The 21,924-nt window shown below is 36.6% G+C and carries 13 protein-coding genes and 2 pseudogenes; 7 read left to right on the top strand and 8 right to left on the bottom strand.

The features are described 5' to 3' along the window. The first annotated feature begins 47 nt into the window (after positions 1 to 47). From H6F62_RS08050 to H6F62_RS08065, 4 genes are all read left to right on the top strand, one after another. Positions 48 to 1,667 (top strand): RluA family pseudouridine synthase, encoded by a 1,620-nt coding sequence (locus tag H6F62_RS08050; RefSeq protein WP_190371772.1) that lies wholly within the window; start codon positions 48 to 50, stop codon positions 1,665 to 1,667. 131 nt (positions 1,668 to 1,798) lie between these two features. Beyond that, positions 1,799 to 3,088, top strand: coding sequence for an ABC exporter membrane fusion protein (locus H6F62_RS08055; RefSeq protein ID WP_190371781.1), 1,290 nt, complete (start codon positions 1,799 to 1,801; stop codon positions 3,086 to 3,088). Positions 3,089 to 3,122: 34 nt separating this feature from the next. Continuing rightward, positions 3,123 to 4,304 (top strand): ABC transporter permease DevC, encoded by a 1,182-nt coding sequence (gene devC, locus H6F62_RS08060; RefSeq protein WP_137908199.1) that lies wholly within the window; start codon positions 3,123 to 3,125, stop codon positions 4,302 to 4,304. 50 nt (positions 4,305 to 4,354) lie between these two features. Then, on the top strand, positions 4,355 to 5,104 hold the full coding sequence (locus H6F62_RS08065; RefSeq protein ID WP_190371773.1) for a DevA family ABC transporter ATP-binding protein: 750 nt from the start codon (positions 4,355 to 4,357) through the stop codon (positions 5,102 to 5,104). A gap of 7 nt (positions 5,105 to 5,111) precedes the next feature. Here H6F62_RS08065 and H6F62_RS08070 read toward each other — a convergent pair whose 3' ends face one another. Then, positions 5,112 to 5,549 carry a helix-turn-helix transcriptional regulator gene (locus tag H6F62_RS08070; protein WP_137908201.1) on the bottom strand — a complete coding sequence of 146 codons (438 nt, stop codon included), beginning with the start codon at positions 5,547 to 5,549 and terminating at the stop codon, positions 5,112 to 5,114. 347 nt (positions 5,550 to 5,896) lie between these two features. Here H6F62_RS08070 and H6F62_RS08075 point away from each other — a divergent pair, with 347 nt between their 5' ends. Next, positions 5,897 to 6,535, top strand: coding sequence for a MotA/TolQ/ExbB proton channel family protein (locus H6F62_RS08075; RefSeq protein WP_137908202.1), 639 nt, complete (start codon positions 5,897 to 5,899; stop codon positions 6,533 to 6,535). Between the two features lie 133 nt (positions 6,536 to 6,668). On the opposite strand, the pseudogene H6F62_RS08080 reads toward H6F62_RS08075, so the two are convergent. Continuing rightward, a pseudogene (locus tag H6F62_RS08080) lies at positions 6,669 to 6,879 on the bottom strand (transposase); the annotation flags it as partial. A 182-nt stretch (positions 6,880 to 7,061) separates the two neighbouring features. Next, positions 7,062 to 7,937: pseudogene (locus H6F62_RS08090) on the bottom strand (transposase); the annotation flags it as partial. Between the two features lie 683 nt (positions 7,938 to 8,620). Here H6F62_RS08090 and H6F62_RS08095 point away from each other — a divergent pair. Beyond that, complete coding sequence (locus H6F62_RS08095) at positions 8,621 to 9,973, top strand: PT domain-containing protein (RefSeq protein ID WP_190371775.1); 1,353 nt, start codon at positions 8,621 to 8,623, stop codon at positions 9,971 to 9,973. 108 nt (positions 9,974 to 10,081) lie between these two features. On the opposite strand, the gene H6F62_RS08100 is transcribed toward H6F62_RS08095, so the two are convergent. The 3 genes from H6F62_RS08100 to opgC form a co-directional block, all read right to left on the bottom strand. Next, a complete protein-coding gene (locus H6F62_RS08100) occupies positions 10,082 to 11,470 on the bottom strand; it encodes a DUF3131 domain-containing protein (RefSeq protein ID WP_137908332.1) in 1,389 nt (462 codons plus the stop codon). 238 nt (positions 11,471 to 11,708) lie between these two features. Next, positions 11,709 to 13,016 (bottom strand): DUF3131 domain-containing protein, encoded by a 1,308-nt coding sequence (locus H6F62_RS08105; protein ID WP_190371776.1) that lies wholly within the window; start codon positions 13,014 to 13,016, stop codon positions 11,709 to 11,711. Positions 13,017 to 13,018: 2 nt separating this feature from the next. After that, entirely contained in the window at positions 13,019 to 14,167 is a 1,149-nt protein-coding gene (gene opgC, locus H6F62_RS08110; protein WP_190371777.1) for an OpgC domain-containing protein, read from the bottom strand. A gap of 503 nt (positions 14,168 to 14,670) precedes the next feature. Here opgC and H6F62_RS08115 point away from each other — a divergent pair. Further along, entirely contained in the window at positions 14,671 to 18,444 is a 3,774-nt protein-coding gene (locus H6F62_RS08115; protein WP_190371778.1) for a response regulator, read from the top strand. Between the two features lie 140 nt (positions 18,445 to 18,584). Here H6F62_RS08115 and aroF read toward each other — a convergent pair whose 3' ends face one another. Then, positions 18,585 to 19,634 (bottom strand): 3-deoxy-7-phosphoheptulonate synthase, encoded by a 1,050-nt coding sequence (gene aroF / locus H6F62_RS08120; RefSeq protein WP_190371779.1) that lies wholly within the window; start codon positions 19,632 to 19,634, stop codon positions 18,585 to 18,587. A gap of 175 nt (positions 19,635 to 19,809) precedes the next feature. Continuing rightward, a partial coding sequence (locus tag H6F62_RS08125; protein ID WP_190371780.1) for a DNA methyltransferase occupies positions 19,810 to 21,924 on the bottom strand: 2,115 nt, incomplete at its 5' end.

Raw genomic sequence — 21,924 nt, forward strand, 5'->3', positions numbered from 1 at the left:
CTTATAAAAAAGTTAGTAATTCCTAAACTATATATTTTCTGACTATTATGAATATTCTTCATCCAATTTCCGATTTTATCAACTCTGATGCTATAATTTCTCCCTCACAACCAAACTATTACTATGAAGGTAAATGTCCCCAAACTGGTGAAATATTAAGATTACCTCGCACTGGTTTAGCAGAAGCTATAGCCCATAGTCTCATGCAACAACTTGAGGAAAATTATCCTTATTCCCGTGAGGGAAAAATGTATGGTATTTTATTAGTTGAATTACCCAATAGTGAATTAAGAGTTATTAAGGCATTTTCTGGTTTATTCCATGGTAATAGTCTGGTCGAGGGTTGGATTCCACCTATTCCTGGTAGACAGGAAGTGGCTGTATTAGAAACTCAGACTTTAGCAGAATTAGAAACTATTAAAAAAGAGATAATTAATCTCCAAAAAATTCCTGAAAGACAAACATATCAAACTCTTTCTGATGAATATACCCAGGAATTACACGCTATTAGTTTACATCATCATCATAGCAAAATAGAACGACAGGAACAACGGCAAAAATTAGAGCAAATTCTTAGCGGTGAATCTCTAAAAATTGCCTTAGAAAAACTAGCAGCACAAAGCCGTCAACAGGGAATTGAACGCCGAAATATCAAACGCCGTCAAAATGAAGTTTTACAGCCTTTGCAGGAGATTATAGCCGCCACAGATAGAAGAATTACGGAATTAAGACAACAGCGCAAAGAACTATCTCGCAAATTACAAACACAAATGCACGCTGCTTATAGTCTAACTAATTTTTCTGGACAATCTTTATCTTTACAGCAATTATTACCGGGAGGAACACCAACCGGAACGGGGGAATGTTGCGCTCCTAAATTATTACATTATGCTGCAACCCATGGATTAAAACCTTTAGCAATGGCTGAATTTTGGTGGGGTAATTCTTCTATAGAAAATAAGGTTTCTGGAGAATTTTATGGTGCTTGTTTGGAAAGATGTCAGCCATTAATGGGATTTTTATTATCAGGATTAAAGCTAAATCAACCAGAAATCATTTATGAGGATGAATGGCTAATTGCAGTTAATAAATCATCAGGATTATTGTCTGTTCCCGGTCGTTATTCTCATAATCAAGATAGTGTAATTAGTCGTTTAGGTTATCTATATAATCAGGAAATAATAGCTGTACATCGTTTAGATCAAGATACTTCTGGGATTTTATTAATAGCTAAAGATGTAGTTACCTATTCCCAATTAAGTCAACAATTTGAACAAAGGAAAATTCATAAAGTTTATGAGGCTATAATTACAGGTTCTCTAACTATTAATGAAGGGGAAATTAATTTACCTTTATGGGGAAATCCAGATCATCGTCCCTATCAACAAGTGGATTTAGAACGGGGTAAGCCTAGTTTAACGCGCTTTCGTGTAATAGGCGCAGAAGGAAAATATACTAGAATAGAATTTATACCTCTGACTGGACGTACCCATCAATTACGGGTTCATGCTGCTGATAAGAGAGGACTGGGAATGAGGATTTTAGGGGATAAACTCTATGGTTGTCTCAAGAGTGTCAGTAGATTATATTTACACGCAAGGGAGTTGAGTTTTTACCATCCCCAGTTAGAAAAAACCTTACACTTACAGGTAAAAACACCGTTTTAATGATCACATCTAATTTGTAAAGATATATTGACAAAGATTACAAAACTGTCATATTATTCTTTATATCTAAAAAATACCCGACCTCTTTAAAGAAGTTGGGTATGTGGGTATGGCTAATTTTGTGAATTATGATGAGTTATAAACTGTTGTTTAAACCTAAAAATCAAGGGTTAATTGCTTTAATAGTTGCGGCCACTGCGATAACAGGAGGAATTGCTATTTATGGGATTTCTAACTTTGGCAAAATGGAAAAATCTTCTGTAATTGAAGCAAAACCAATTGTCCCAATTTCGCCCATGGTGACTGCATTAGGAAGATTAGAACCAGAAACAGAAATAATTAAATTATCTGCACCCTTAGCATTAGATGGCGATCGCATTTCTCAACTATTAGTTAAAGAAGGTGATAATGTTAAAGTAGGGCAAGTAATTGCCATTTTACAATCTCGTGATCTGCTAAAAAAAGCCCTGATTCAAAGACAGAAACAGGTGAAAGTTGCCCAAGCTAAATTACAGCAAATTAAGGCTGGTGCTAAGTCAGGAGAAATTGCCGCACAGCAAGCAATTATTGAGAGAATTAAAGCCCAATATACAGGAGATAAACAAGCCCAAGCAGAAAATATTGCTCGGATATCAGCCCAATGGGAAGGTGATAGAATTGCCCAAACAGCAACTATTAATAAACTAACAGCAGAATTAAACAATGCCCAAGCAGAATATCAACGCTATCAACAGTTATTTTCTGAGGGTGTAATTTCTAATTCTGTAATTGATAGTAAACGTTTAAATGTAGAAACCGCAAAACAAATATTAAATGAATCTCAAGCGGTTCTCAAACGGATTAATACCACCGCAAATAAACAACTAGCAGAAGCTAAAATTGCCCTAAATCGTATTAATAATACTAGCAATAAAGAAATTAGTGAAGCCAAGGCTAAACTTAGTAGTATTGGCGAAATTCGTCCCGTTGATATAGAATTAGCCAGAACAGAAGTTGAAAGTGCGATCGCTGATTTGCAACGTGCAGAAACCGAACTACAAGGAGCTTATATTCGCGCCCCTATGACGGGACAAATTATTAAAATTCATGCCCGTGTCGGTGAAAAAATTGATAAACCAGGGGTGGCTGACTTTGCCCAAACTAACATAATGATGGCAGTAGCAGAAGTTTATCAAACCGATATTAGTAAGATCAAATTAGGACAAACAGCCATAATTACCAGTCAAGGATTTACAGGAGAATTAAAAGGTATAGTCCAACAAATTGGGTTACAAGTCAAGCGCCAAAATGTCTTTGGTGATCAACCAGGAGAAAACCTAGATGGTAGAATTATTGAAGTAAAAATTCGCCTAAATCCTGAAGATAGTAAACGAGTTTCTGGCTTAACTAACTTGCAAGTCCAAACAGCAATTAAATTGTAAAATCTTACCCATAAAGGTGCAAAAAATCAAACTAATGATTAATAAAATATTTAAAAAAACACCCCTAGCTTGGCGACAATTAATGAAAGAAAAAACGCGGTTAGTAATTGCAGTATCAGGAATTGCCTTTGCTGATATACTAATATTTATTCAAATGGGTTTTGAAAGTGCATTATTTGATTCTGCTATCAAACCTCATCGCAATTTACAAGCCGATTTAGTCTTAACTAATCCCCAATTTCAAACTCTATTTTCAGTTAAAAGCTTTTCTAGAGAAAGACTTTATCAAGCATTAAGTTATGAAGGTGTCAAATCAGTTAGTTCTATTTACATAGGTATAGGACAATGGCGTAATCCTGAGACAAGAATGGATCGATCTATTTTAGTTTGGGGTGTAGATCCAGCTACACCTGGTTTAAAATTTCCTGAAGTCCAAGCTAATAAAGATGATCTCAAACAATTAAATCAAGTTTTGTTTGATGAAGCCAGTCGTCCAGAATATGGGGAAATTGGCAAAATTTTTCGAGCAACGGGGAAATTTAATACTGAATTAAACGGAAAAAATATCAATGTTAAAGGTTTATTTCAAAATGGTGCTTCCTTTGCTTCTGATGGTAATGTTGTGGCTAGTGATTCCACTTTTTTACAATTATTTCCTAACCGCAAACCTGATCAAATTGAAGTTGGTTTAATTACTCTCAAACCCGGTGCTGATCTTGAAAAAATCAAAGCCGAATTGAGAATAAGATTAAATCCAGATCCTCAAAATCCTTTTGTGGAAGTTGGAACTCCAGAAACATTTGCTCAAAAGGAAAAGGATTATTGGGCTAATGGTACAGGTATTGGTTTTATTTTTGGTTTGGGTGTGATTGTCGGTTTTATTGTTGGTATTGTCATTGTTTATCAAATCCTTTATTCTGATGTTTCTGATCACTTACCAGAATACGCAACTCTCAAAGCCATGGGGTATACTGATCATTATCTATTGGGAGTTTTATTACAAGAGGCATTGTTATTAGCTGCATTAGGTTATTTACCTGCATTGTTGCTATCTTTTGGGATATATCAATTAACTTTTACTGCGACTCTTTTACCCATAGCTATGAAATTAGATCGGGCAATTAATGTTTTTATCTTAACAGTAATTATGTGTACTATTTCTGGAGCAGTTGCCATGGGAAAACTGCGTTCTGCTGATCCTGCTGACATTTTTTAATTCTCAATCAATAAAACTCTTTTTTATATCTCACCCCAAGGGAAGGAACTATGCCATTGAAACTTACAACTATTGCTCCTGAAGTTATTTCTAGTTCAGAAACAGTGATTTCTGTAGCCAATCTTAATCATTATTTTGGTAAAGGTGCGCTACAAAAACAAGTATTATTTGATATTAATTTAGAGATTAATGCGGGGGAAATTGTGATTATGACAGGTCCCTCTGGTTCGGGCAAAACTACCCTATTATCATTAATGGGGGGTTTACGTTCTGCCCAAAGTGGAAGTTTACAAATATTAGGACAGGAAATGTCTGGTGCAAGTAAGGGACAATTAACTAAATTACGTCGTCAAATTGGTTATATTTTTCAAGCCCATAATTTAATGAGTTTTTTAACAGCAAAAGAAAATGTCAGGATGTCTTTAGAGTTGCACGAAAATTACTTCAAAGGTGATATTAATGCCAAAGCTATAGCGATGTTAGAACACGTTGGTTTAGGGGAACATATTAATTACTATCCAGAGAATTTATCCGGTGGACAAAAACAACGGGTAGCTATAGCCCGCGCTTTAGTTAGTCACCCAAAAATAGTATTAGCAGACGAACCTACAGCTTCATTAGATAAACAATCAGGCCGCGATGTGGTAGAATTAATGCAAATGTTGGCCAAAGAACAAGACTGTACTATTTTGCTTGTCACCCATGATAACCGCATTCTCGATATAGCTGATCGGATTATTTACATGGAAGATGGACAATTGAAAAGTAATGGTGTAGATATTCGTGGAAAAGTGAATTAATCCTCCCTTATTTAAAGATAATTTCCTCCCGAATTTCCAGATTAAGAGTGTGTTGAATTTTCAAAAGTTTTGTCAAACTAGCACTAGCATATCCATTTGCTTCATCACGTTGCACCTGTTGAGGTTTAACTCCTAAAAGTTTGGCAAAACTCTCTTGAGTGAGTCCACGAATAATCCGCGCTTTGATGAGTGCTTCTGGTAGTTTTTCTAAACTATCATATTGCAATTTCTCAATTTTACCTTGATTATTTTTGAGATTTTCGTACTCTTTTATCTCTTGAGTAAACTCCTCAATTTGGCTTTTGAGTGAATCAATACGAGCCTCATAACGTAGTTTTTGGTTTTCATCTTCTGGAACTGGTTTACTAGCATATTGAGCCATTGCTAACTCAAATTTATTCATTTGTGCCTTAGTAATATTGTACTGCCATTCATTCAAAATCATAATGTTTAATCTATAAATCATTTTTTCAAAAATGACATTACCTAATAATCAAAATTAATTAGATAATGCCAATTTATATCCCTGTTTTATATTGATAACTTTTAATTTTAAGGATCAAAAGTAGCAAAAAGTATTTTGCATCCTAAATTGTGTTGTGTCAATATATGATCTAACAATAAATCCAAAGTTAATCTCTACCAAAAAACTCCGAGCCATTAACCCAGGAATACAGATTCAATTGTAAATTAAATTACTTAAAAATAAAACAACACTTACTGATTCTTGTTTCTTGACCACGATCTGTTAATCTAAGTGTGGAAGATTAGCAAAATAGTCAATGGAAATTAATGGAAATTAGTAATTTATTCCAAGCTGGTGGTATAGTCATGTGGCCACTGCTGTTTTTTTCGGTGTTAGGAGTGGCGCTAATTATTGAACGCGTTGCCTTTTGGGTAAAAATCAGCAACCGTCAAAACCGTATTGTCCAAACTGTCCTTAAAGCTTATCGTCAAGGTAATGTAGTCGCTGCTTTAGACATACTACATAGAAATGCTGATTTACCTATAGCCCGGATTTTTTTAGCAGCCTTAGAACTGGAAGAACCCAACCCAGAAGAATTTCGTTTGGCTTTAGAAAGTGAAGCACAGGCAGAAATTCCCCTATTAAAAAGGTTTCAGAACATTTTCGATACAATTATTGGTTTAGCCCCCTTGTTGGGTCTGCTAGGTACAGTATTGGGCTTAATTGCTTCCTTTAAATCATTGAATATTGGTGATGTCGGCGGGACAAAAACCGCCGGTGTCACCTCTGGAATTAGTGAAGCCTTAGTATCTACAGCATCAGGATTAGTGGTAGCTATTATTACCCTGTTTTTTGCTAATACCTTTCGGGGAATGTATTTACGCCAAATTGCTTGGATTCAAGAATATGGTGGTCAGTTAGAATTACTTTATCGTCGTTACTATGAAAGAGGAGATATTTCTTGACGCTCCCCGCCCTATAGAGGGACGGGGATTCTTGTTTCAATAAACTTGTCTCCAAGTCTGGGTAGAGGGTCATCTCTCCACAAGCGTTAGTTTCGGTGCGCCCCACCGTACTTACATCCTAGCCAACTTGTCTTAGTGCCTTAGTTAGAATGTTGATTGCAGCATTATGGTCACGGTCAAGAACACAACCACATTTACAAACATGAGTTCTAACTGATAGAGATTTTTTAACTATTTCCCCACAATTAGAACAATTTTGAGAAGTATATTGAGGTGCAACAGGTATAATTACACGCCCATAGACTTTAAAAATACTCTAACCATTGAGTAAACAATGACCAAGAAATTTTAGATTTTAGATTTTAGATTTTAGATTGGGAATTTTCGGTACAAGTAGGGGGCAACGGCCGTTGACCCCTACAATTTCAGGGCGGAACTAATCCAAAATTGCTAATCTAAAATCCCCAAGCTCCACACTTGAGGGTGAAGTCAATCCAAAATCCAAAATCGTAAATCCAAAATCCACTGACCATCCCACATCACTAATTGATTTGGCTAATTTGCTATTTTTAACCATGTTTCTCACTTGCAGTTTTTCAAACGCCACTAAATCATTAGATCTAACCACGCACAATGCTGTTTTTATAGCAAAGTCTTTACGCTGACGTGAAACTTTTAAGTGTCCTCTACCAAGACGGTTAATAGCTTTCTTGCGATTATTAGAACCTTTCTTTTTACGACTAACTTTTTTCTGTAATCGTTTTCAAGATTTTTCTGATTTTCGTAAATACCTCGGATTATCAACTTTATCTCCTTGGTAATCAGTATAGAAACTGTTGAGTCCAACATCTAAACCAATAGTTTTATTTGTTGGTTTAATCTCAATATTTCTTTCTGCATCTATACAGAATTGAACGTAATATCCATCAGAACGTTTAACTATTCTAATTCTTTTGATTTGGTTGATTTGATAGAAATGTAAATCCCAAGTTCCAATTAATTTTAGTTGTCCAATTCCACATTTATCTGTAAAGTTAATGTGTTTTCGGTCTTCCAATAATTTCCATCCAGTTTTATATTCAATGGAACGGTTATTCTTTTGAAACTTTGGATATCCTTTCTTTCCAGGAGTTTTAGCTTGACAATTATCAAAAAATCTTTTAATTGCGAATGCGGCTCTTTCGGCTGCTGCTTGTCTAGCCATAGAATTTAATTTATCCGCAAAATCAAATTCATTAGCCAAAACAGCAGTATATTTGTTTAAGTCGTAAGGTTTCACACCTTGATTGTCCATCCAAAACCGTAGACACTTATTCCGAATGAATTGGGTTATTCGTATACCTTCGTTAATATTTTGAAACTGTTGTTTCGTGCCTTTGGCTTTAAATTCTAAAACAATCATAAGAATACCCGGCAAGTGGGAAACTCAGTGGCTTTAGCCCTGAGAGGGAAACGGCACGAGCGGTTTTAACCGCTGTGAATCTTAAAATTGAAACCAGATTTTTGATTGGAATCTGGAAACCAACTCCCTTGCGGGGTAATGTTAGCTTCGACCTGTTATAAGAGCTTGTTAGGCTGGCAACACTGTTTCTGTTACCTTAAAACTGTTTAATTGCCAGCGACAGAGCAGGGAACTAGCTACGCATTCCAGGGTGTCGTGACTCAAATAACGGCTACCATGAGAGTAAACTCAGGGTGGTCTGGTCAGTACGGCTTGCTTGATTACTCTTGCAAGCCCAGTCCCTTTAGGGCTGGGTTACTGACGGTATTTTTCCTTTTCGACTTGATACCAATTTAATCTAACTTAGGGAATTAGTAAACCCTAATTAACAAAAATCAAACTACACTCTGCATGATTAAGTTATACTTAATATCACTTAGAGTCTGTTTAATTTTTGTCTCGCCTTATATCCCCGTCTTATGAAGAACGGGGTATTACGGCGATTTTTGATAAATTGGCAAAGGTATTAATATGAGGTATTAATATGAAAATATTCATTCTCTTCCCTTACGTAACTGTTTTGTAAGATGTTACTCTCAGTGAACTGGCTACAACGAATACTATATTTATTTTTTCCAATAAGTATGATCACTAGTTCCGGTATTAAGTCTGTATCTGCTGCTCCTATTCAACTAGATGAAAATTGGGGTTCAGTCTCACTTGTGATAGAACCCGTTCCTGTGGTTGATAATGTACCAAATTCACGCCAAAATAACGGGGATATTACAGAAACAGATTCCTCTATTTTTTTCCCACTACATAAAAACTTGAACTCATTTCCAGAATTAACCGCACAAATTACAAATTTTGGTATTTTAGAAAACTTAAACATAGTTTTTGACAGCAGCTTTCTTCCTCAGAATTTGCAGTCAATACCAATATTAATTGCTGCACCTGAAAACTTCAATCCTCAGCTAAGGTTAACTTCCCAACAAGTATCTCCTCCGCAAAGACAACCAACTCCTACAGTACAACCAACTTCACAACCAACTCCTACAGTACAATCAACTTCACAACCAACTCCTACTACACCTGTGCAGCCAGCGTTTGTTTTGGAAAGTATCCAAACAGGGTTTCGTACGGACATGAATAGTTCCCAGCAGGAGAATCAAATTATTGAACCAGTCTTTCAATTCCGGTTATTCAATGGAGAGAAAATTAAATTGAAAACTGCCTTTAATAAGTTGAGTCAAACGAAATTTACATCTCTTACTAATATTCCCCTTCAGTTCGGATGGGAAGGCAAAACAGGTAAATATACTCTAAAATTAGGAGCAGGAATTGATCTATTTAATCGCTTACCAATGGCTCTCAATTTCAATGCTCAGATAGATAGACCAATTGCTGTTAAACTCAATCCAGATTATAGCCTCAAGTCAGGTTTATTTTTATCAGCAGTCGTAGAACAAGGTCTTTATAAAACTAGTGTGAAAACACTGGAAAATCAAATTACAGCTATACGCTCTGGTTTCAATACTTTTTGGCAAATTGACCCTAATACTAGCTTTTTTGGCTCCTATCGTGTGGGTTTATATAATGATGGTAATTTTGAGCAACAGATTTTTAATCGCTTGGAACATAAGTGGGGTGAATTTTGGTTTGCTGGTAATGTTTTCGCTTGGAAGTATACAAGCGATCGCCAAGAAAGTAGTGGCTATTTTTCTCCAGAATCTTCTCTAGTTTATAACGGTGAAATCGGATGGGGAAAAAACATTTTTCCTTTTTTAAATTGTCGCTTAAATACCACCTTGGGAAGACAAAGAGTTAATGGTAGTAAAAGTGGAGGTACTGGCTATCAAACTCGCTGTACAGTCAAAATATCACCAAATATAGCTTTAGATTTAGGTTATAGTTTAGGTAAGTCTCACAATCTTATGACTGGGGAAAGTCTGTATAATAATCAGACATTAACAGGCCAATTACAGATAAAATTTTGACCTGTTTTTTTACTGACAACCCAAGATTTTAAAAGTTTAAAAAAGTAAAAGCAGGGAAATCGAAATCATAAATTATCGAATTTCACAGCATCAAAATAAACTTTTACTTTACTCTTTTATTCCAGCCCAAACCGTGAGAGGTTTACCAACTTTTTTATACAGCAAGCTTTCTAAAATTACACCATTATTATTGGCAGTAAGAGCTTTATTTGGCTGATTTAAAGACTCATAAAACCCGTTGTACCAACCTTGATCAGATTTGAGTTGAGTTTGCACAAAATTAAATAATTTGTCTGTGTAAGCAGTATTATAAAGGACGTGCCAACCTACGGCGGCTTTAGCACTGAGAAAACGTAGATCATCATATTTTTTCCCTGTTGCTGTGATGGTTGCCCAAGGTTCTCCATTCACAAATAAGCTACTATAAACAAAGTAAGGAGCGCGATCTAAATTATCTTCCGTGACAGCAGTTAAAAATTTAGTTGTTTGATAACGAGCTTCTTGAGCGGCTAAAATTCGGTCTGAGAATGCTTTAGGTAAAGCTTGAAATCCGGTTTCAATGCCATCTAAAATATAAGGTTCGCTGAGAACATAATTATTTGCACCTGAATTTTGATAATCCCGTCGATCATAAGGAACACCCTGCCCGTAGAGGTCTACAAAGTCTGTATTGGATGTATAATCTAAGGCTTTTTTGACATCTAAACCCCAGAGTTTTAACCCATAAGCTCCGTAATTTTCATAACCTAAACGCCCTTCCTGGGTATACTGTTCTTGACCAGCAATAACAGAAGTACCGTACATTTGCCCGTTTTTAACCAAGCGCTTAATTTGCCAATGTTTCCAGACAGCTTCCGTTGGCGATCGCATTTTGGGATATTTTGTACCAACAATATTCAGCCATATAGCTAAACGTCCTAAATCCAAAGCAGACCAACCAATTTCTTCTCGTTTATCTAATTGACCATAATTTACAGGTATCAATGTTTTTGAATTATAGACTTTATTCGGTAATTCTCCTTTATACAAAGGCATAGACGCTAGAGTTTTTAACATCTGACTCATTTTGCTCTCAAACTCTTCTACGGTAATGATATTAAGTTCTTTAGCACTGACCAAAGCAGCCATAGCAGCGGCTTGGTCCCACATAGTAACAGAGGGAAAATTATTTACAGAATTAACTAAACCAGTTTGATCGTTCCAATTACGTTGGAAGTATAACCAAGCTTGACGCGCCATTGCAGTTTCCTCTGTAGTTAATGTCCCACTTCCTGGCGCAATATAGGGTCTTTTGGCGGTTGTCAATTCCGCAGCGGCAATGGGTTTACCTGCTACAATTGTTAATTTAGTATTCAGCTTGCTAATATTATCAGTATTTATAGTTAAATACTTTGACAAAGAATTGAAACCTATAATTGCAATTACAGCGGTTATAACTCCGCCAAAGGTAGCAAGAAAAGATAGTTTTTTTGATGGTGGCTCAAAATCAGAATTCATCATGGAATTGGTAATTGGTAATTGGTAATTTGTAATATAATTGAAAGTTTTTTCTTGTCTAGTTTTTTTAAGTCAGGATTTACGCAAAATATCTCTCCCTAAGCCCCCATTTCTGTTCCCTGTTCCCTGTTCCCTGTTCCCTGTTCCCTGTTCCCTGTTCCCTGTTCCCTGTTCCCTGCCCTCACAGGCAACTTTTATGGCTACGCCACGCAGGCTATCAGCAAGCCCTATCCGATGATTAGGGTTCTTTTTCCTTAGCCCAAACTGTCAAGGGTTTGCCCACACGACGATATAGTATTGCTTCTAACACTATACCGTTAGTATTCACAGTCAAAGCTCGATTTGGTTCTTGAGTTTCCTCATAAAAACCTGCAAAAACGCCACGAGTCGGGTCAGCCAGCCAGCGCATACCCTTATAAAGTCTTTCTGTATAGCGAGTTTGAAACAGCATATTCCAGCCTATTGCGGCTTTAACACTACTACCCCGATAAACAAAAGCATCTTTACCAGATGAGTCTATACTTTTCCAAGGTTGACCATTGACAAAAATACAATTGTAGACAAACCAAGGCTCCCGATCTAAATTATCTTCAGACCAAGCGGTGAGTTGATTGGTAGCTTGATAGCGACGTTGTTGAACTTGGAGTAACTTGGCTGCATATTCCGCAGGTAAAGCCTGAAAACCACTTTCCAACCCATCCAAAATATAGGGTTCACTAGTGACATAATTATGATAGGTGCTGCGTTTATCCGCTGGTAGTTCCACACCCATAACATTGACAAACTGAGTTTCGGCTTTGGTATCGAGTGCTTTGGGGGCTACAATCCCAATTTTTTGTAATCTATAGGCTGCATATTGTTCATAACCTAGTCGTCCTTCTTGGTTCCAGGTTTCTTTACCATTTTTAATACTTGTCCCCATTAGCTGTCCATTCTTGAGTAACCGCTTTAACTGCCAACGAGCCGTGACGGCTTTACTAGCCGCAGCGTGTTTGGGGTATCGAGTTTCGATGATATCTAGCCATTGCACTAGTCGTGCTAAATCAATGGCCGAAAACCCAATTTCTTCAGGTTCTGCCAACTTGCCGTAGTTAACCGGGATTAAAGTTTTCGCGTTATAGGCTTTGTTTGGTAACTCATTCCGGTACAAAGGTATTTTGGCTAGGGTGGCCAATACTTCCTCTATCCATTTATCAAATTCTGCTGGCTTGAGCAAGCCTAATTCCCGTGCTGCCACCATACCAGCTAACTGACTACCCACGTCCCACATTGTTGTACTGGGAAAGTCCGCAGCAGAAGAAACTAAACCCGTGGATAACCGATTTTTCTCGAAATAGCGCCAAGCTGTACGGGCTAATTGTATATCTTCTGCATTCAGCCGATTTTGACCAACGGAAGTCACTGGAATTGGGAGAATGTTAGTCTCACGCCATTGTATTCCTTTATGCAATCCAAAACCAACTAAAGCGATCGCCGCAGCGATAATAGTTTGTTTTAATAAACTAGGTTGGATCGGAGTAGGATTGATAGTTGTATCTTGTGTCATGGTTAGCGGGGGATAATATTAAACAACACTTCTTTTTTCACCAGCCACCAGAAGCAGCCCACAGCTACAGCCTGAGCAATAGTAGTGACTATGGGATTACCATCAACTAAAGCCGGAATTAAAAACCAAATCACTGTGACTGGAACGTGAACAATATAGACGTACAAGGAGTTTTGACCCAAACTAATCAACAGTTTCCCCAGAATTTTATGCAACGGTTGCCAAAATGTATCCACAATCATGTACAGCAAAGGGAAGAAACCGATGTGATTAATTAAACGTAAAAAACCCACCCGACTGCGGTCTGTCCATGCTAACCAAGCAACTCTATCTGAGAATTTGGCTGGCCAAACACCAAGCTGAATATCATAATGTGCGGTTGTAATTGAGCCAATGACGATTAATACTAAGCATAAGACTAGGGGGATTTTCGGTATTTTTCCCCATAATTTTTGTAGTTTTTGACGATAATAACCTGCTAATACCCCATGCACGTATAAAATTTGCCAACCAGCTAAGGCAAAGTAAGGATGTTCTCTGTCTAAAGGATGGAAACTCAAGGCATAAGGATGTAATTGTTGGATACTCCAAAATGTCCAGGAAATAGCCAAAACAGGCAACCAAAAGCCCTTCCTTAACATCCAGAAAATGGCGGGGGAAAACAGCAACAGCAATACATACAGTTGCAAAATGTCAATGACAGGTGGTGCTAAATGGAATGTAGCTGCCGCTAGTAAGATTTGCCACCAAGTCCCAGGCGCAAAATCAAAGGCAGGACGGGTCCAACCGGGGGCAATTATACTTAATAAACCCAGGACAGACATTAAAATAAGACTGGTGAGATAAAGTTTTCCAGAACGCTCTAACAGTTTTTTCATGGCTTCAGAAAAGCCAACTTTATTGATACGCCCCAATGTCACCATTCCTAATACTAGCCCAGAGAGAAATACGAATCCTTCGGCCGCACTGGCGTAAATATGTCCCCTGTTGATAGCACTGAAATAAGAAGAACTTTCTAAATGATTGAATACCATGGAAACAATGGCAATGCCCCGGAGAAAATCAATCCTTAGATCTCGGTTTCCGTAGAGCGTGGGATCATAGCGCCAGGATACAGGAGGATTGTTTGTTGTAATTGTATTGTTATGCACAGTATATGGTTACTTTCGGTTATTTAACTACTTGGTTCTAGAACAGAAACTAGATATTTCTTTGTAGGGTTTAAACTCTTCTCTGTAATGGAGTACGTGAGGCATTGAGTTTATTCAGAGGGGCAATTTCGCCGCCCCACACTTTTCCTGGAGTCCTGACTTGGTTTACAAGGCTGAACATATACCGATAATCTTAGGCATACCTACTCAGTCTAAATCATAATGTATTTTAGGATCAGAGTTGAAAATTTTTCTTAATATTCAGCACTTTTGCTATTTTGCCTATAATATAATACCCAGAAGCAAGAAATAAAGTATAAAAATCCTGAATTTTCTTGATCTGCTTGCAGCAGCGCTTCGCTATCAGTAGGTAAGTGGTGAATAAGTAAAATAACGCATCAGCCAAATTTACGTAGATATTGTTAGACATTTTGGTGTTTTTACGTCTACATACTCAAAATAGCCAAAATCACAACACTTTTAACTAGGGGTAAATTTTAAATATGAAAGCATTATTACGCAATGACGAAGCTGGAAGAATTGAAGCACTTTTACAGTACAGAATTCTTGATACTCAGTCCGAACGGGAGTTTGATGATATTACCCGTTTAGCTTCTTTTATTTGTGCAACTCCCATGGCCGTAATGACCTTAGTTGATACAGACCGCCAATGGTTTAAATCTAAAATTGGGCTAGAAGCATCAGAAACACCCCGTAGTATTGGTTTTTGCAATCATGCTATCCAGCAACCAGATCCCATGATCATTCCCGATGCTACTTTAGATCCAAGATTTGTGAATAACCCTTTGGTGACATCAGATCCCAAGATCCGTTTTTATGCGGGCATACCCCTAATTAATGATGACGGTTATGGCTTAGGAGCGCTGTGTGTTCTCGATGACATACCAAGACAACTCGCACCACAACAGATAGAGGCATTAAATATTTTAGGTCGCCAAGTCATGCAACAATTAGAATGGCGGCGTAATTTAGATAGTTTGCTTCTCTCAACGGTATTAGATACAGTTAATGCTTTAGTGATAGTTCTTAACCCAGAAGGGGAAATTATTGGATTTAATCGAGCTTGTGAAGAAACCACGGGTTATTCTTACAATGAAGTTAGAAATCAATGCTTTTGGAACGTATTTACAGAACCGAAACGCCGTCGAACGGCACAATCTATTTTTGAAAAAATTAAATCAAGTAAAGGGTTAAAAGAATATGAAAACTATTGGCGCATAAAAGACGGAAATCTGCGGCTAATTAATTGGTCAAATAGAACGGTTTCAAATGAAAATGGTGAAATTGAATTTATTGTTTGTACCGGCATAGATATCACTGAACGCAAACAAGCTGAAGAGTCTCTAAAACGGCAATTAGCAGCAGTAGAAGCGACCAGTGATGGCATTAGTATTGTTGATAAACAGGGTAATTATCTTTATCTCAATAGCTCTTACGTGAATATATTTGGCTATAGTCATGCCACGGAATTGCTAGGAAAAAATTGGCAACAAGTTTATGAACAAGAGCAGGTTAAATTGTTTGAAAAAAAGATATTTCCTGAACTAATGAAACAAGGTTACTGGCATGGAGAAACAATTGCTCAGAGAAAAGATAGCAGTAACTTTGCCGCAGAAATGTCTCTGACAAAGTTGAAAGATGGAGGATTCATTTGTGTAGGCCGTGATATCAGTAAACGCAAAGAAGCCGAGGAAGAACTAAAATACTTCAACTTGCGATCGCAATTATTAGCTGATATTACTTTAAAAATTCGCGGTTCTTTGCAGATAGATGATATTCTGCAAACGAGTGTTACAGAAGTCCAAAAACTGTTGAAAACTGACCGTGTAGTGATTCTAGAGTTGTTGGCCGATGGCTCTTTAACAGCGCGGAAAGAAGCATTAATTCCCGGTATTCCAGTTGTTATGGGGACAAATATTGTTGAGCCTTGCTTGACAAAAAATTACATCGAGAAATATACTCAAGGATGGATTGGTGTGATTAATGATATTGAGAAAGCTAACATTCGGTCTTGTCACGTCGAACTATTACAAAAGTTTAATGTCAAAGCTAACCTGGTTGTTCCTATTTTTCTCAAAGATGAATTTTGGGGTTTACTAATTGCTCATCATTGCACCCAACCCCGTCAATGGACTAACTGGGAAACAGAATTTCTCAAGTCTTTATCTGATCAAATAGGTATTGCTTTAGCTCAAGCTAAATTGCTGCAAGCGGAAATTCTGCAAAGACGAGAACTGGAAATTGCTCGTCATCAAGCTGAGTTAGCATCTCTGTCCAAAAGTAGTTTTTTAGCGAATATGAGTCATGAAATTCGCACCCCCATGAATGGCATTTTGGGCATGACTGGTTTATTATTAGAAACTCCTCTCAACCCAGAACAAAAAGATTTTTTAGAAATAGTTCGCGTGAGTGGGGATGCTCTTTTATCTCTGATTAACGAGATTTTAGACTTATCCAAACTTGAAGCTGGAGAAATGATCATCGAAAGCATAGATTTCGATCTTTGTAATTGTCTGGAAGAAGTGCTAGATTTATTAGCTCCTCAAGCACATCAAAAGGGACTAGAAATTGCCACACTGGTACAACAGAATGTCTATAAATATCTGACGGGAGATGTTGGCCGCTTACGACAAATTATCATGAATTTAATTGGTAATGCTATTAAATTTACCAAAGAAGGAGAGGTATTATTAGAAGTAGAATTGAAGTCAGAAACTCAGGATCTAGTCATTCTCAACTTTACTATTATAGATACAGGAATTGGTATTAGTCTTCAAGATCAAAACAAACTTTTTCAAGCATTTAGCCAAGTTGATGCTTCTATTACCCGTCAATATGGTGGCACAGGTTTGGGATTGGCAATTTGTCAACAATTGGTAAGTTTAATGGGTGGAAAAATTGGCGTAAAAAGTCAGATGGGTAAAGGATCTCAGTTTTGGTTTGAGCTACCTTTTATGAAGCAAATCCAGCCTTCTTCTCAGATTTTGGAGCTTGATATATTGACTAACAAACGGTTGTTAGTAATAGATGACAATGGCACTAACCGGAGAATTATTTATCATCAAGCTACTCATTGGGGAATGTTGGTAGATGAAGCGGCTTGTGCAAATACTGGTCTTGCAGCTTTACAAAAGGCTGCTACCGAAAATCACCCTTATGATATTGTTCTCATTGATATGCAAATGCCTGTGATAGATGGTCTAACGCTGGGATCACAAATTAAGGCTAATTCTGCCATTAGCAATATTCCTTTAGTTCTATTGACTTCTAGTAATCAAAAGGATGAATCGAAAAAAGCAATCAACATAGGATTTATTAGTTATTTAGTTAAACCAATAAAGCCTTCTCGCTTGCTAGATACTATCATGGATATTTTAGGAAACCAAGCAAAATTAGATAATTTCCAATCTTCTAAAATTGAGCAATCTTCTATAACTGTGTTGGATGAAAAGATACCTGATTCGACAAAATCAAAGTTAAAATTGCTCGTAGCAGAAGATAATCCAGTTAATCAAAAAGTTATCCTCAAGCAACTCCACAGTTTAGGCTATAAAGCTGATATCGTTGCCAATGGTCAAGAAGTTTTGGAAATGTTGGATAACATTGCCTATGATTTAATTTTGATGGACTGTCAAATGCCAATTCTCGATGGTTTAAAAACTACAAAAGTAATTCGTTCTCGGCCAATAAGTTCATTTGTTAATCACCGACAACCTATAGTTATTGCTATTACTGCTAATGCTATGAAGGAGGATCAACAGAGTTGTTTAGATGCTGGTATGGATGACTATTTTAGCAAACCAATTACTAAGGATAAATTAGCAACATTATTAGAGCTTTGGAGTTCCAGAATTATGGCAGGACGACTAGTGACTATTCCTGACCCTGAGCCAGCAGTTTTAATAACAAATAATCCGTTAACAGATTTACCAATTGATTGGGAACATCTACATCAAATCTCAGACAATGATCCAGAATTTGAGTTAGAAATATTAAAAGTTTTTGTGGAAGATAGCCTATTTCATGTAGAGGGAATTAAAGCCGCAATTACCGTTAATGACTTTCCTCAACTGGCCAGGGAAGCTCATCATCTTAAAGGTTCTAGTGGTAATGTTGGTGCTACAGCCATGCGGAAAATTGCAGAAGAACTAGAACAACTTAGTCGCAAACAGAGTTTTGTCGGTGCTTATGAATTGGTACTAGGATTAGTTGATTTTATAAACAAGATTCAAGCATTTTTAATTAAGGCTTGCTGAAATAGTGCTGAAATAGTGCTGAAATAAGTGCTGAAAAAGTTTTTTCGTTCCCTGACAAGGTTATCCATGAAGTCAGGTTGACCGTGGTAGAGACGTTCCATGGAACGTCTTTACATAGAGCCGACTCTTGTTAGCATTCTTTAGCTTTTTTGGTTCGGCCAACGACCGACCCCTTGACTAATTACCGCCAATTCTGACATTAATTGATCAAAAGCGTCCGGTGTTAAAGATTGGGGTCCATCGGATAACGCTTTGGCTGGGTTGGGGTGAACTTCAATCATAAGCGCGTCCGTACCCGCAGCGATCGCCGCCATGGCCATAGCAGGGACAAATTCGGACCAACCCACACCATGACTAGGATCAATCATAATTGGTAAATGGGTGAGTTTCCGCAACACCGGCACAACCGATAAATCTAGAGTATTGCGGGTATATTGACGGTCAAAAGTTCTAATTCCCCGTTCACACAAAATTACATGAGGATTACCCGCTGCTAAAATATACTCAGCCGCCATTAACCAATCCTCAATGGTTGCAGCCATACCGCGTTTTAACAGCACGGGTTTAGGTTGCGCTCCCACTTTTTTGAGCATGGAGAAATTCTGCATATTTCTCGCCCCCACCTGAATCACATCTGCGACTTGGCCAATTTTCTCCAAATCTTCCGTATCCATAACCTCGGTAATAATCCCCAAACCGCTAACTTTCCGGGCTGTAGCTAACAATTCCAAAGCGCTTTCACCATGACCTTGAAAAGCATAGGGTGACGTGCGGGGTTTATAGGCTCCACCTCGCAAAAACTTAGCCCCCGCAGCCTTTACCCGCAGCGCCGTTTCCACAATCATCTCCTCATTTTCCACCGAACACGGTCCAGCCACAACCACCAAAGGATGATGTTCACCAAACACCACATCTCCTTGAGGAGTATTTACCACCACCTCAGAAGCTTGTCCATGACGGAATTGACGACTAGCCCGTTTATAGGGTACTTCCACTCGTAATACTTGCTCAATCCATTGACTCAATTCTTGAATACGGGGGGGGTCTAAATCAGCGGTTTCCCCAACTAAAGCAATGACCACCTTATGTTGACCAATAATTTTTTCTGGAGTTAGTCCCCAGCTAGATAATTCTGTAGTAATGCGATTTATTTCTTCCTGGGGGGAACCAACCTTCATGACAATAATCATTTACGAGTTCCTTTTTTAGTAAATTTTTGATTAACTAACTTGAGATTAACAAGGAAAACCTATGAAAAAAAGCGTTACCCGCAAAGGATAATGGGTGATAATGTATACATTTGTACTATAAGTGGGACAGACATTTAGACCATTACACTGATTTTAGCATTTCGGTAGCTGATATTTAATCATCATCTTCTTCTAGTTCTTTACCCAGGCGATATTTTATATCATAGTTGATGATAAAGTCTAATTCTGCTTCTGTAAATCCATAATGTTCTGCTAATATCTTATCTATTTCATCTATGATAGGTTTGGATAATTTGGGAGAAAAGAACTGAACTTTTAATATACCTTGCTTGACATAATTAATATCTTTCATGATTGAGTTTTTTTGTAAATCTAACATTAATTGTTGAGCAAGTTCTGATAATGAAAGTTTAATACTATTACTCACTTTGTTTAAATTAAACAAAAATCCGTTGACTTCCCGTTTATTAACATTTCTACAATCTGATAAAGATAAAAAATACCAGAAAAATAACGAGGATAAATAAACAGATAAAACAGCATTACAATTAATTTCTAAATCAAAATTTATTGTTTTTAACTCAGAAGTTGTTTGTGTTTTCCCTAGAGAATTTATGATTGTTGGTGGTTGATTAAGGAATTGTAAAAAATATCTTAATTTTCTAGTATGATATAAAGAATACTTACCATTTTGACTTGTTTGTTCACCTAATGTTTTTTGTTCTTTAATAACTTTCTCAAAAACGCTAATTTCTAAAATTGTTCCAAATTTTGGAATAGAGGTTAAGTAAAATAAATGTTCTGGAATAATAACATATTTCAAGAGTTGAAAAAGATAATTTCTTTCTTCATGATACCACCGATAATATTTACTAGAATATACCAAATTATTGCTTATACTTTTTTGTAAACTTATTAAACTTTTTTTTCCAATACAAATACATAAATGTTTATCTACATTTTCAAATAGCTTAGATGGACGCATTGCATAAGTGCTTATCCAAGTTTTTACATAATTTATTTGTACTAAATTACGCAGTAAATCAAATCCATTTGTACTAACAAAAGATATTGGAATAATCATTCCTAACCAGCTTTTTTGATGAGAAATGTAAATACTTCTTTCTATTAAGAATGAATATAAATCATTACATTTTTCTGTTTGATAACCTTTAATTTCATAATCCTTTTTGACCTTACTATATTCCACATAAGGAGGATTACCAATAATCACATCAAAACCCCCACGACTAATAATACCATAAAACTCCACAAACCAATGAAAAGGACAATGAGATAATTTCCACTTTTCCCACTCCTGCTTCTTCTTAACATCTATCCCATATTCCCGCGCTAAATACTCATTCAAATCCTCATTTAAAATATTTAAAGTTTCTTGTATCATTTGTTTATTTTTATAAGTTTGATTACAAGTTTGCATTATTTTAAAAGTTTCATAAACTTCTATAAATTGTTGAGAACCTTCAACGGCTTTTTTAACCTGATCATAATTAGCAAAACCCACCAAACTATTACCCGCACGAATATTAAAATCAATATCTGGTAAAGGTTCAATCCCATAATTAGGTAAACTATGATTAGGAGTTACCTGTGCTACTAGTTTTAAAAATAAACGTAATTTACAAATTTCCGTCGCTTCCTCCATAATATCCACCCCATAGAGATTATTTAACATAATCTTTTTGAGAATAAAATAACGTTGGTTATGATGAAATTTCACATCATTTAAAATTTGTTGAAATTGCTTGATAGTCTTATTCTTATTATTGTTATCATTATCCTCTAGAAAACTGGTCATTTTTTCTAAACAAGCATCATAAAGAGGTTCAAGAATATTCAAAGCAGCAAATAAAAAAGCCCCACTCCCACAAGTAGGGTCAAGAATTGACATTTTACCTAATTGGTCATAGATACTATATAAAAATTGCGGATCTTGACAATTATTAATGACATCTTCTGCAAATTGACGAATATTCAAGTTATAAGTAATTAAATCATTGATATGATTAATTTCTCCATTAACTAGCTTTTCTCTGATTTCTAAATAACGGGTTTTTCTGGTAATATATTCTCTCCAAATTTCCGTAGGTAAACCATAATTATCATCTGCTGGTTGATTCCAATTCTGTCTTTGAGAAACATCATTTAAACCTCTAGCAATATGTTCCGGTAATGGTAAATCTACTCCGGTTTTCACTGCTTCATAAATATAGCGTTCTGGGTAATCTTTTAATAAGTTCCAGATACT

The organism is Anabaena sp. FACHB-1391 (assembly GCF_014696755.1).
In the GTDB taxonomy this organism is placed as follows: domain Bacteria; phylum Cyanobacteriota; class Cyanobacteriia; order Cyanobacteriales; family Nostocaceae; genus Dolichospermum; species Dolichospermum planctonicum.